At 32.1% G+C, this 13,942-nt stretch carries 10 protein-coding genes; 6 read left to right on the forward strand and 4 right to left on the reverse strand.

Going from position 1 to position 13,942, the window contains the following annotated elements:
- Positions 1 to 110: 110 nt before the first annotated feature.
- A complete protein-coding gene (locus ACWYN7_RS04095; RefSeq protein ID WP_462858575.1) occupies positions 111 to 824 on the forward strand; it encodes a T9SS type A sorting domain-containing protein in 714 nt (237 codons plus the stop codon).
- Between the two features lie 352 nt (positions 825 to 1,176).
- Here the strand turns inward: ACWYN7_RS04095 and ACWYN7_RS04100 are convergent, their stop codons facing one another.
- The 4 genes from ACWYN7_RS04100 to ACWYN7_RS04115 are packed head-to-tail and all read right to left on the reverse strand — an operon-like array spanning position 1,177 to position 8,499.
- Entirely contained in the window at positions 1,177 to 2,550 is a 1,374-nt protein-coding gene (locus ACWYN7_RS04100; RefSeq protein ID WP_462858576.1) for a DUF2231 domain-containing protein, read from the reverse strand.
- 21 nt (positions 2,551 to 2,571) lie between these two features.
- A complete protein-coding gene (locus ACWYN7_RS04105; RefSeq protein WP_462858577.1) occupies positions 2,572 to 3,702 on the reverse strand; it encodes a twin-arginine translocation signal domain-containing protein in 1,131 nt (376 codons plus the stop codon).
- 10 nt (positions 3,703 to 3,712) lie between these two features.
- Entirely contained in the window at positions 3,713 to 5,233 is a 1,521-nt protein-coding gene (locus ACWYN7_RS04110; RefSeq protein WP_462858578.1) for a DUF1501 domain-containing protein, read from the reverse strand.
- Positions 5,234 to 5,259: 26 nt separating this feature from the next.
- The gene (locus ACWYN7_RS04115; RefSeq protein ID WP_462858579.1) at positions 5,260 to 8,499 is read right to left on the reverse strand and encodes a DUF1553 domain-containing protein; all 3,240 of its coding nucleotides are present in this window, start codon (positions 8,497 to 8,499) and stop codon (positions 5,260 to 5,262) included.
- 158 nt (positions 8,500 to 8,657) lie between these two features.
- Here ACWYN7_RS04115 and ACWYN7_RS04120 point away from each other — a divergent pair, with 158 nt between their 5' ends.
- From ACWYN7_RS04120 to aldA, 5 genes are all read left to right on the forward strand, one after another.
- Positions 8,658 to 9,521: a helix-turn-helix domain-containing protein gene (locus ACWYN7_RS04120; RefSeq protein ID WP_462858580.1), complete on the forward strand. Its 864-nt coding sequence runs from the start codon at positions 8,658 to 8,660 to the stop codon at positions 9,519 to 9,521.
- Between the two features lie 3 nt (positions 9,522 to 9,524).
- On the forward strand, positions 9,525 to 10,388 hold the full coding sequence (locus ACWYN7_RS04125) for a helix-turn-helix domain-containing protein (protein ID WP_462858581.1): 864 nt from the start codon (positions 9,525 to 9,527) through the stop codon (positions 10,386 to 10,388).
- Between the two features lie 213 nt (positions 10,389 to 10,601).
- A complete protein-coding gene (locus ACWYN7_RS04130; RefSeq protein WP_462858582.1) occupies positions 10,602 to 11,618 on the forward strand; it encodes a zinc-dependent alcohol dehydrogenase in 1,017 nt (338 codons plus the stop codon).
- 78 nt (positions 11,619 to 11,696) lie between these two features.
- Positions 11,697 to 12,461, forward strand: coding sequence for an SDR family oxidoreductase (locus tag ACWYN7_RS04135; protein ID WP_462858677.1), 765 nt, complete (start codon positions 11,697 to 11,699; stop codon positions 12,459 to 12,461).
- Between the two features lie 26 nt (positions 12,462 to 12,487).
- Positions 12,488 to 13,942, forward strand: coding sequence for an aldehyde dehydrogenase (gene aldA / locus ACWYN7_RS04140; protein ID WP_462858583.1), 1,455 nt, complete (start codon positions 12,488 to 12,490; stop codon positions 13,940 to 13,942).

The following is a 13,942-nucleotide window of genomic DNA, read 5'->3' on the forward strand; positions in this document are numbered from 1 at the left end:
AAAATGATGATTTGTTTTAGAGAAACGAACATTTCTTGTTAGGATTAACTCTTTGCATAATCGATTTCAAAGTAAATTGCAATCATTATTAACTTTAAAAATATTTATTTATGAAAAAAATTACTTTATTCTTTTGCTTTCTTTTTGTAGCAATGAGTGCATCAGCTCAATTTTCAAATTTTACAGTACCTACCCAAGTAAAAACAAACGCAGCTGGATCTACAGATAATGTTTATGCGTTTACTTTTGATTACACATTTGCAGATGAAACAGACGTAAATACTATGGCGTATTTTACGGTTAGAATTAGACCTATTACTGATACTGGAGCAAAAGATGCTCCTGCAAATACAGATATAGTTATTGATTTAGTAACTTTTAAAGATTATGTAGTGAACAACGGATTTACAGGTACTTATTCAGGTCAGGTAATTATGCCAGAAGATTCAGTTTTACCAACAACTGCCTCTAGAAATGCTGCAAATGCAGGTTATGGTTATGATACAAGATTACAATGGGGTTATGGTGCATTAAACCTTCAATCACCTTTTACAGGAATAGAAGTTTTTGATTCTTCTGCTACTTTATCTTTAGATGATAATGCGATTACTAGTAAACTAATTAGTGTTTATCCTAACCCTACATCAGGTAAATTTTACATTTCTAATTTTAATGAATTTAAATCTATAGAAATTTTTAATGTTGTAGGTAAAAAGGTAAAAACTATGGCATCTAACAATGCATTAGATATTTCTGATTTAGCTACAGGAATCTATATTTTAAAAACCAATACAGGAATATCAAAAAAAATAGTTAAGAATTAATTTTAATTATTTTTACTAGTTCAATGTATTTAATTGAACAAAAAAGAGCCTTTAGAACAATTTAAATATTGTTTTAAAGGCTTTTAAATTTTCTTTTCACTTTAGTTTTATTTATCTTCTAATTTCCAAGTTCTAACCCAATCGTAAGAAGTACTTCTATCCTCGAAAGAACCTGTCATTCCACCATCAGCAGGTACAGGGTTCCAATCGTAAGTTTCCACAACTAACCTTAAATATTTGAGAATTTAAAATCAAAATATTGAAAATACTTTAGCTATATTTTATCCAATAAAAAAGTTCTAAGGTTTTATTCTTCAAACTTTATCATTTTTCTGATGAATGTTTTTAGTTGTTAAAGAACTATTTCTGCTGATGTTTCAGAAGTATATTGCTCTAAATCTTCTTTCTTTATTTTAGTTCTCCACGCATAAATTTTTTCTAAATTTTTTATTTCAGAAAGTGTTTTTAAACTCACATTTGTAATGTTGCTGTTGTATAAGTTTATGCTATTCAATTTGGTTAGTTTTACAAGAGCAGTTATTCCTGTATCTGTAATTGGGTTGTTGCTAAGTACAAGTTTTTGGAGGTTACTAAAATTACCAATTGTTTTTAAATGTGCATCATTTATAAAATTATCTTCTAAAGAAAGCCATAAAATATGTTCTTTTATCTGAGTTAATTTCTGTAATTTTTTATCAATTTCAGTTTTGTTAGCTTCGTTAATGGTTTTAGATGGTAAAACAACATCGAATAAATTAGATTCAAAAACGAGTTCTCTAATTTGGAATCCTTCTGATTTTAAATCATTTAAAATGGCAGCATCTACAGCACTCAATTTTGCTAAGGTTTTTTTAGAACTTTCACCCAATCCTAAAATGCCAGAAGCTGTTTTTAAGATATTTTCTGGTGATTCTAAAGTGCCCATTTTTGCACTAAAATTAGCATCTGTTTGGTTAATCCAAAAAGTTAGAATTGCGATTTCTTCTGCTGTTAAAGGCGTTTTACCTTCTGGAGGCATAAAATCATCATGATTTGGGTCTAACAAAACACGACGAACTAATTCTGATTTAGAAGCATCACCAGCAACTAAAACTGGGCCATTTTTACCTCCATTAACAATCGAAATGCTATCATGCAGCATTAAACCACCTTTTCGTTTATCTGAGTTATGGCAGCTAGTACATTTGTTTTCTAAAATAGGATCTACCAAGTTTGTGTACAAAACAGCATCTTCTATTTTTGTAATTTTTGCAACTACTTGCTTTTCTTTTTGTCCAAAAGGAGCATATTTGGTTAAATAATCACTTCCGTGCGTTAAATTTCCTCCATAATGCCCAGTAACACTTAGTAAAATTACAATTAAAGCTAAGCTAGAAATGTTTGTTTTAATAGCTTTAGAACTATTAAATTTTATTTTATCAATTCTAATTAACCAAGCCACAAAAGCAACAATAGTAGTGGTAATACCAAACCAAAAATGAATATCTAAAGCATTTTCACTATAATCGCCACTTAAAGACAACATATAACCTAAAACGCAGGCAATTACAGCACTCATGGCTCCACAAAATAAAGCTAAAGGAATGCCTTTTGTAAAAGTTATATCCTTTTTAATTTTGCTATAGATTTCTAATACAAAAGCAAAAAATAAAAAACCAATAGGTAAATGCACCACAAGTGGATGAAATCTTCCTAAAAATAAGACAAAGTCTGATGCTTCATTCATAAAATAAAATCTAAATAATTTTTAAATACGTTCTAATTTATAAGGTGCAGAATGATTTGCATTCCATTGACAGATGTATAAGTTTTTATCTTCATCAACACATACATCATGACCATGTAAAATAGGTTTTTCTTCTAGTTGATAAGACTTTTGCAGCTCTCCGTTTTTATATATTGGTTCAGTTCCTCCTGGGTTAGAAACAACTTTATCACCTTCCATAATGGTTACAAAACCTGTATGATCTTTCCAGTTTGTTTTTCCAACTTTTGGTTGCGACCAACAAACACCCGCGTATAAATTATCATCATCAAACACGGCTCTGCAAATAGACATATTTGGCATTTTAACTGTTTTAATATACTTACCATCTAATGTGTAATATTTAAAACATTGTTGTGAGCGAGATGTTGCAACTACCATAGGATTTTCTTTATCTCTATAATCAATTGCAACTCCGTGAGCACTTACTAATTTATAATTTGGATCTGGATTGTCTTTTCCTCCCCAATGACGAATGTATTTTCCATTTAAATCATACTGAATGATTCTACTCTCTCCATAACCATCAGCCACGTAAATATCGCCATTTGGACCAATAGCAGTTTCTGTTGGACAGAAAAACTCACCTGGTTTATAAACACCAATGGTTTGAGGATGACCAATATCAAATAAAACTCTACCATCAACCGTGGTTTTTGCAACGCGTCCATTATGTTTTACCATTTTGTTATTGCGTCCTAAAGCCCAACCAGAATCTGTGATGTATAACATGTCTTCTCCACCTTCATTATGCAGTGTTAATCCATGACCACCTTGATATGCTGTTCCCCAAAAATCCAATAATTTTCCAGACTTGTCAAAGATTAAAATATTGTTTTGTGGGTGATCGCCAATCATTATCAGTCTTCCTTTGCTGTCCATTACCATTTCATGGCAATTCAATAAAGGTATTCTTGTAGAGCTAATTTTTGCCCAATTTTTAGTCAATTTATATCTATAATCTCCATGACCTAAAATAGTATCTGTTTCATTTAGTAAGTGTGTGGAATTATCTTTTTTAGATATAATTGTAGGTGCAATTGCAGCCGATGTTGCTACGAAAGCAGCACTTGCTATTCCTGCTTTTTTTATAAAATTTCTTCTTGATGACATAAAAGTGATTTTAAGTTAATAGGTCTTTTACAACATGACCATGAACGTCTGTTAACCTAAAACGTCTTCCTTGATGTTTAAATGTTAAACGTTCGTGATCGATACCAAATAAGTGTAAAAGAGTAGCATGAAAATCGTGAACATGCACAGGGTCTTTGGTTACATTGTAGCTAAAATCATCAGTTTCTCCGTAAGAAAAACCTGGTTTTACACCTGCACCAGCCATCCACATAGTAAAGGCTTTTGGATGATGATCTCTACCATAATTCTTGTCTGTTAATTGACCTTGAGAATAAACTGTTCTACCAAATTCGCCACCCCAAACCACAAGAGTATCATCTAACATACCACGTTGTTTTAAGTCCTTAATTAAGGCAGCAGTCCCTTGATCTGTTTTTTTACATTGACTACGTAATCCTCCTGGACAATAATTATGTTGATCCCATCCTTGGTGATACAACTGCACAAATTTTACCCCTTTTTCTAATAACTTTCTTGCCATTAAACAATTGGCTGCATAGGTTCCAGAATCTCTACTGTCTTTTCCATACATATCAAAAATATAATCTGGCTCATCTGATGTGTCTGTAACTTCAGGAACAGAAGTTTGCATTTTAAAAGCCATTTCATATTGTCTCATTCTAGCTTGAATTTCAGGATCACCATATGCGTCATTCTGTATAGAATTTAAATCGCCCAAATATTCTAACATTTTCTTACGATCATTTCCATCATAATTATCAGGATTATTTAAATATAAAACAGGGTCTTTACCCGATCTAAATTGTACGCCTTGATGTTCTGTTGGTAGAAAACCATTTCCCCATAAACTTGCTTTTAAGGGTTGTCCTTTTCCATTTTTGGATACTAGTGTGATAAATGTTGGCAGGTTTTCATTATCAGAACCCAAACCATAACTCAACCAAGAACCTATAGATGGTCTTCCAGGAAGTTGATGCCCAGTTTGTAAAAATGTAATGGCTGGGGTGTGATTGATTTGGTCTGTCTGCATACTTTTTATAAAGCACAAATCATCAACAATTTCTGCAGTATGTGGCATTAAATCGCTTACCCAAGCTCTAGATTCTCCATATTGTTTAAAATTAAAGATTGATGGCGCAATAGGCAATGTAGATTGGCTACCACTCATACCTGTTAAACGCGTTTTGCCTATTACAGATTTTGGTAAATCTTGCCCAAACATATCTACTAATTTGGGTTTATAATCGTACAAATCCATTTGAGAAGGCCCACCACTTTGAAACAAATAAATGATTCTTTTTGCTTTTGGTAAATGATGAGGTAACCCTAATCTATTTTTATTGTAAGCATCTAAAATGTCTTCTGGTTTAGAAGCAGGATTTATATTGCCAATGGCGCTCCACGCTTTTTCGGTGTTTAATAAACTACCCAAAGCCAAAGCACCCAAACCTAAAGAAGTTTTCTTTAAAAAATGTCTTCTGTTAATTTGTTTTTCAACACTTTGTAAATCTTTATTGTTAGACTTTAAAATATCATGATGATCGCACATAAACTGTATATTTTTATAGTTCTAAATTATCGTTTTGTAATAAAAGCATCTGAATTGATAATTGTTGATGCAACAATGGCATTTGCAGCTATCAGTGCTTTATTCTCTTCTGCAGTAATTTTATACTGTCCTAAAGTAATCCAGCCTTGTGCTTTGGCTGTATTTTTTTTGAATTTTTCGAATTCAGAATTCTGTAATTCTTTTAATATTTGCAATTCAGCTGGTTTTATGGTTCTTCCTGTTAATTTTCTGAAGGTATTTGAAATTCCCTCATCAATATTTTTATATGCTATCATATTTTTACCTAAAACACGTGCAGCTTCCACAAAAGTTGGGTCATTTAATAAAACTAAAGCTTGTAAAGGTGTATTGGTTTCTTGTCTTCTAGTGGTACACAAATCTCTTGTTGGTGCATCAAAAGTAGATATGGTTGGATGAGGAACTGTACGTTTCCAAATGGTGTACATACTTCTTCTGTACATATCTTCACCTTTACTCGGTTTATAAGTGTCTCCATTTACTTTCCATAATCCAGGTGGTTGATAAGGGCTAACACTTTCCCCACCAATTTGGTCATTCAATAATCCTGCAGCAAATAGTGCATTATCTCTTAACATTTCTCCAGACAAACGTTTGGCTGGCCCCCTTGCTAAGAATTTATTTTCTTTATCGAAAGTCAACAAATCGTTGCTAACAATACTCGATTGTTGATAGGTGTTAGACATCATAATCAATTTATGCAAAGCTTTCACATCCCAACCAGATTCCATAAATTTTACAGCCAACCAGTCTAATAATTTTGGGTGACTAGGTAATTCTCCTTGATTTCCAAAATCTTCGGATGTTTTTACCAAACCACGACCAAAAATATTTTGCCAATATCTATTTACAGTAACTCGTGCTGTTAATGGATTATCTTCGTGCATAATCCATTTTGCCAATCCAATTCTGTTTTTTGGTAAACTGTCTGGAAATGGAAAAATACGTTCTGGTACATTAGGGAAAACAGAATCTGTAGGAGAGTCGTAATTTCCTCTGTCCAGTACATACGCTTGTCTTGGAGTTTTACGCTCTTTCATTACCATTATTTGTTTCACATTATTTATGCTGTCAGCTAAAACTGTTCTATGTTTTTCAAGCTTTACTAATGCATTTTTATAGCTTGATGAGTTTACAGATAAATAATATTTATTTAGTTTTTCAATATCAAAATCAGTTAAATCTTGGTGTTTCTTTTTCTTGAAGTTTTGAAGCGTCTCTTTATCCGCGATTTGTAAAACCTCTAAATCACTTAATTCTTTATTGAAAACTAATATATTATCAACAGTTGCACCTCTAATTCCTTTACCTCTCCAAACACCTCCAATACGTAAACCTGGTTCAATGACAGGGCTCTTTTTTCCATACAATTGTAATCCATGGAAAATGATATCCTTGTATAAGTTGTCAAAATGAGTGATAGTTTCTAGTTTTTCACCATCCATATAAATGTGTAATCCACTTGCTTTACTAGTACCATCATAGGTCATTGTTAATTGCACCCATTTTTCTTTAGGTATTTCTTTTACAGACTCAATAACGATAGCATTATCAGGATAAACATGAGCCAGCAAAGCTTCAATTTTATTGTCTTTTATTTTAAGGTGATATCCTCTAAAACTGTGTAATTCAGGGCTATTCATTTTGTGAAAAATGACACCTTCATCTAGATCTTTAGGAATAAAAACATCAATACCAATAGAGAAAGATTCACTACGTTGATAAATTCCGATTTTGTCTAAATCTAACCAAGAATCGCCATTCATATGCAACCCTTTGCCTTGAGAACCTGGTTTAAAAACTGGTTTTTCATTTCTTACAAATTGCTGACGCTGCTGAACTTTATTGCCTCTATTGCCACCAATAGCATTAACTAATTTGCCAGTATTAAAATTAAATTCAGCTATTAGACCTTTTGGTTTTCTTGATGTAGGTATGGTTTTATAACCTTCTTTGGCAATCCATTTTTGGATTTTAGTTTGCTCTTTATCTACAGTAATTTCTACTTCTTTTTCCTTATCATCAACCAAATTTTCTATGTAAGAAATAACTTCTTCTTGCTCTTTGGTAGGTAACATCATTGCAGGTACAGGAGTTGCTAAATCCCAAGGAATTAAACCTGTTTCATCAACATTATTAAAGAACGCATACATTTCAAAATGGTCTTTTTGTGAAATAGGATCATATTTATGATCGTGACATTTTGCACAAGCCACAGTTAATCCTAAAAATGCTTGTCCTACAGTTGCAGTTCTGTCTGATACATATTCAGACCTAAATTCTTCATCAATAATTCCACCTTCTAAATTCTGTGGATGTAATCTATTAAATGTTGTTGCAATACGTTGTTCTCTAGTTGCATTTGGCAACATATCACCTGCAAGCTGCCACTCCACAAACTGATTATAAGGCATATTTTCTTTGAAAGCTTTTATTACCCAATCTCTCCAGGGAGAAACATCTCTATATTTGTCATTACTATAACCATGTGTATCTGCATATCTCGATAAATCCATCCAATCAAGTGTACGTTGTTCTGCATAGGCATCTGTAGCTAATAATCTGTCTATTTGCTTTTCGTAAGCATTTGGAGATTTGTCATTTACAAAAGCTTCAATTTCTTCGATTGTAGGCTGTAATCCAGTTAAATCTAATGAAGCTCTTCGTAATAAGATTTCTTTATCTGCTTTTTTAGAAGGTTCTAAACCTTTGTTTTCTAGTTCTTTTAAAACAAAGTTATCTATAGGGTTTGCAACGAATGCTGTCTTTTTTACTTCAGGAATTTCGCTTTTTTCGGGTTTAATAAATGCCCAATGTTTTTTGTATTCTGCTCCTTCTTCTATCCATTTTATTAAAACCGCTTTTTCATAATTACTTAACGTTAAATGCGAGCCAGGCTCAGGCATTATTAATTTTGGATCTTCGGTTATAATACGATGATAAAATTCGCTTTTTTTAAGATTTTTAGGGACAATAGCATATTTACCAGGTGTTTCTGATAATTCTGCATACGCCACTTCTGCAGTGTGTAATTGTAAATCTCCTTTTATATTGCCTTTATCAGGACCATGACATAAATAGCATTTGTCTGATAAAATAGGTTTTACATCTTGATTAAAATCAATTTGCTTTGGTAATTTTTCATATTGTTCAGCAACTGCCTCTGGCAAATTAGGGCCACATGAACTAAAAAATAGGATTCCAGCAAGTATTAAAAATAGTCTCATTTTTTATGTACTTAAAAAGTGATAGCGTACAAATGTAATTGTTAAGTAAAATAAAAAAGCTATTCAAATCAGACTTAAAAATGCTCATTTCCGATATTTGTATTTTTTATGTTAATTTTACTCTTAAATTTATCCTGTTTTAGTTAAAACTGTTTTTAATGAATGAGTTGTTTTCGTTTTTAAAACTAAGCATGCTACATGTGGGTTATGCTAAGTTAGATCATACCTGGGGTTTTAAAAATGTAATTAGTCCTTTTGTGCGTTTATTCCTTGTTACTAAAGGAAATGCGTATGCAGAATATGCTGATCAGTCTTTTGAGTTAAAGCCGGGTTTTATGTATTTAATACCTAGCTTTATGTATAATGACTACAAGTGCGATGATTACCATGAGCAGTATTATACTGGTTTTTTTGAGGAAATTAAATTGGGTATGTCTGTATTTAATCAAAAAAGAACAAAATACGTAGTAAAGGCAAATGATACAGATTACGACTTGTTTAAAAGATTGATTTCTATTAATCCAAGCAAATCTATTAAAGACAACAACCCTGTAATTCATATAAACAGAGACTTACAAGGGTATAAAGATCCCAAAAAAAGAAGTGTACAGCACATTATAGAAACAGAGGCAATTTTAACCATATTATTTTCTAGATTTATAGAAAACACAGCTGTTATTGCAGATAAAAGTTCTTTTAAGGGCGATTTAAATAGGGTGCTTATTTATATAGCTAAGCATTTAAATGAAGAGTTGTCAGTTGCAGAATTGGCAAATTACTGTAATTTAAGTGCAGATCATTTTTCAAAATCTTTTTTTCTAAAATTTAATATGAAACCCAATAAGTACATTCAGTTAAAAAGAATTGAAAGAGCGCAGTTTTTACTTTTAACTACCAATGATTCTTTATTGCAAATTGCAGAAAATGTGGGTTTAAAAAGCTTGTCTTATTTTTCGAAAAAGTTTAAAGAAAAAGTAGGATTAAGTCCTGCAAAATTTAGAAAAGAACAACTTAAATTATAGCAGATGTTAAATCCGTATCAATCTTTAAAATTAAAATTATTAAATGTTGGTTATGATAAATTAGATCATAATTGGGATTTTAACAATGTAATAAGTCCGTTTACAAGGTTGTATTATATTACAAAAGGCAGTGCTTATGTATATCATCATCATACAAAAATTGAACTTTTACCCGGTAATTTATATTTAATACCTAGTTATACTTACAGCAGTTATAAGTGTGATATTAGCTTTGAACAATATTATATCAGTTTTTTTGAAGAGTTGGGTACAGGTTTATCTATTTATAATCTTGTAAAATTTAATTATGAGGTTAAAGCGACTCCATTAGATGAGTATTATTTTAAAAAATTGTTAGCAATAAACCCAAATAGAGGGTTGGTAAATAATAATCCTGAATACTATGATAAGTACCAAGTGTTGTTGGGTTTTGAAGAAAGAAACAAAGATTTATCTGTAAGCAATTATTTAGAAACCCATTCTATTTTAAAAATATTGCTTTCAAGGTTTATAGATGCTAAAGCTACTCTCGAAAACAAAAAAAATACAAACATAGATGGTGTATTAAGTTTTATTTCTAAAAACCTTCATCATAATTTAAAAGTATCTGTCTTGGCAGACTATTGTAACTTGAGTAAAGATCATTTTTCTCGAATTTTTAAAAAACAATATCAAATTAGGCCAAGCAAGTATATTCAAAATATGCTAATAGAAAGAGCAATGCTGTTATTAGTTACTACAAAGTATTCTATAGAGGAAATTGCGCTAAAATTAGGCTTCGAAAATTACAATTACTTTATTCGGTTTTTTAAACTGCATGTAAAAAAAACGCCCAAAGAATTTATAAAAGAGCACATTACAGTCTAGTACAGTTTTTGTCAAGTTGCTTTTTCTGCATAAATAACGCTCTTTATATACATTTAAGCTTTGTAACGTTAATCGAGTAAAATTTATCTCGAAATGTTCATCTATTGTAGATTTAAGATAATATGTTATTTCTAGAAAAATGAATATAAACGAAATTTGTTTGTCACCAAGTTTGACATCAAAGTAAATATCAAAAATTTAAATTCAAATAAAATGAGAGCAACACAATATGAAGGTAACAAAACCTTTAGTGTCTTAGAAAAAGAAATTACAGAACCACAAGAAGGCGAAGTTAGAATTAAAGTAGCTTATGTTGGTGTTTGTGGTACAGATGTGCATATTTATCATGGAATGATGGATAAGCGAGTTTCTATGCCAGAAACAATAGGACACGAAATGTCTGGAGTTATAGATGCTGTTGGTAAAGGTGTATCTGGTTTTTCTGTGGGCGAAAAAGTAGTTGTTAGACCTTTAGATGATAGAAAAGTAAAAGCATCAGACAAAGGATTTAATCACATTTGCGAAGAATTAAAATTTATTGGTATCGATAGTCCTGGAGCTATGCAACAATACTGGAATGTACCAGCATTTACGCTTCATAAATTAAAAGAAACTACCGATTTAAAATTAGCAGCTTTAATAGAGCCTTTATCTGTTGCCGCTCATGATGTTCGTTTAAGTGGATTGGTAGCAGGAGAAACTGCAGTGGTTTTAGGTGGTGGCCCAATAGGTTTATTGGTTGCTATGGTGGCAAAAGAAGTTGGAGCTCAAGTAATCATATCCGAAGTAAATCCGAAAAGAATTGCAAAAGCAAAAGAATTAGGTTTCGATGCTGTAAGCCCTGTTGATATTGATTTGGTGGCTTATGTAAAAGAAAAAACAGAAGGTCGTTTGGCAGATGTAGTTTTCGAAGTTGCTGGTGTACAACCTGCTTTAGATGTAATGACAGAGTTAGCTGGTATTAGAGGTAGAATTGTAATGGTTGCAATTCATGGAGAAAAGAAACCCGTAGATTTATTTAAATTTTTCTGGAAAGAATTAAAATTGATAGGTGCCAGAGTATATGAAAAAGAAGATTATGAAAAATCAATTCAACTAATTACTGCAAACGAATTGCCTTTTGAAGAAATGATTACAGATGTACAGCCATTAAGTAACATTCAAAAAGTTTTCGAAAATATAGATAATAATCCTGACGGATTAAAAGTATTAATGGATTGTCAATTATAAAAATAATGCCAAAACGTGTAGCTGTTTAAAAACAGTTGCACGTTTTGGCGCTTAATAAATAAACATATTAAAATGAGTATTTTAAATACATTTAGTTTAGAAGGTAAAACAGCTTTAGTTACAGGTTGTAAAAGAGGAATTGGAAAAGCAATGGCAATTGGTTTAGCAGAAGCTGGCGCAAATATTATTGGAGTGTCTGCTTCTTTAGAATTATCAGGTTCTGATGTAGAAAAAGAAGTAACTTCAAGAGGTAAAAACTTTAGCGCTTATCAATGTGATTTTTCTGATAGGAAAGCATTGTACAAATTTATTGCTGATGTAAAAGCAGATCATCCTCAAATCGATATTTTGGTAAATAATGCGGGTACAATTTTAAGAGCGCCTGCAGCAGAACATCCAGATGAAATGTGGGATAAAGTAATAGAAGTAAACCAAAATGCACAATTTATCTTAACTAGAGAACTTGGTAAAGAAATGGTAGCTAGAGAATCTGGTAAAATTATTTTTACAGCATCATTATTAACTTTTCAAGGCGGAATTACAGTACCTGGTTATGCAGCTAGTAAAGGAGCAATTGGTCAAATGACAATGGCTTTTGCAAACGAATGGGCAGGTAAAGGCGTAAATGTAAATGCAATTGCACCTGGTTATATAGCTACAGACAATACAGAAGCATTAAGAAATAATCCTGAAAGAGCTACATCAATTTTATCGAGAATACCTGCTGGTAGATGGGGTAATCCAGAAGATTTTGCAGGGCCAACCGTGTTTTTAGCATCAGATGCAGCAGCGTATATGAATGGTTCAATCATCCTTGTAGATGGTGGATGGATGGGTAGATAAACAATCAACTAAAAAATAAAATCAAAATGGCAGAAATTAAAGAATACCAATTATTTATTGATGGAGAATGGAAAACTTCTACATCAGGAGAAACTATAGATATTATTAGTCCATCAACAGAAGAAATTGTTGGAAGGGTTCAAAACGGAACAGCAGAAGAAGCCATAGAAGCTTTAGAGGCTGCAGAAAAAGCTCAAAAAGAATGGAAAAAATTACCTGCTAGAAAAAGAGCAGAATATCTATATGCTTTAGCAGATGAAATTGAAGCAAATACAGAACATTTAGCTAAAATTTTAACACAAGAGCAAGGTAAACTTTTAAAAGTAGCTCGTTTTGAGGTTGCTGTTACAGCATCGTTTATTAGATATGCTGCAGAAGGTGCAAGAAGAATAGAAGGAGATATTATTCCTTCTGATAATCCTAACGAACAAATCTGGATTCAAAAAGTACCAAGAGGAGTTGTAGTGGCAATTACAGCTTGGAATTTTCCTTTGGCATTAGCAGGTCGTAAATTAGGGCCAGCTTTAGTGGCAGGAAATACAATTGTAATTAAACCAACATCAGAAACACCAATATCTACATTAGAATTAGGAAATTTAGCCAACAAAGTGGGTATTCCAAAAGGGGTTATAAATATTTTAACAGGGCCAGGTAGAGCAATGGGTAATGCTTTAGTAGAAAACCCAATTACTAAAATGGTAACTATGACAGGTTCTACACCTGTTGGTCAGCAAATAGCTAGAAAAGCAGCAGATAATTTAACGCATGTTCAATTAGAATTAGGGGGTAAAGCACCATTTATTGTGTTCGAAGATGCTGATATAGATGCAGCAGTAGCATCTGCCTTACATTCTCGTTTCGATAATTGTGGTCAAGTATGTACTTGTAATGAGCGTATGTATGTTCACGAAGGTATTTACGATGTCTTTATGGAAAAATTTATTGCAGCTACAAAAGCCATTAAAGTTGGTGATCCAATGCTAGAAGAAACTGATATGGGACCAAAAGTTAATGCAAATGAGCTAAAACATATGGAGCATTTGGTAAAAGTATCTCTAGAAGAAGGTGCAACTCTTGCAACTGGAGGTAAAAGACCAGAAGGTGCAGCATTTGAAAAAGGGTTTTGGTTTGAGCCAACTGTTTTAACAGATGTTACACAAGATATGACTATTGTACACGAAGAATCTTTTGGGCCAATTTTACCCGTTCTAAAATTCAAAACTTTCGAAGAAGTTATTGGGTATGCTAACGATTGTGAATATGGTTTAGCAGCAATGGTATTTACCAATGATATGAATACGATTATGAAATGTAATGATGAGTTAGAGTATGGAGAAATCTATGTAAATAGAGGACATGGAGAGCAACATCAAGGATTCCATAATGGATATAAATTATCTGGTTCTGGAGGTGAAGATGGTAAATATGGTTTTGAGCAATACTTAGAAAAGAAAACTTTCTACATCAAACATAAAGCATAG

It is taken from the genome of Polaribacter sp. M10 (genome assembly GCF_054968445.1).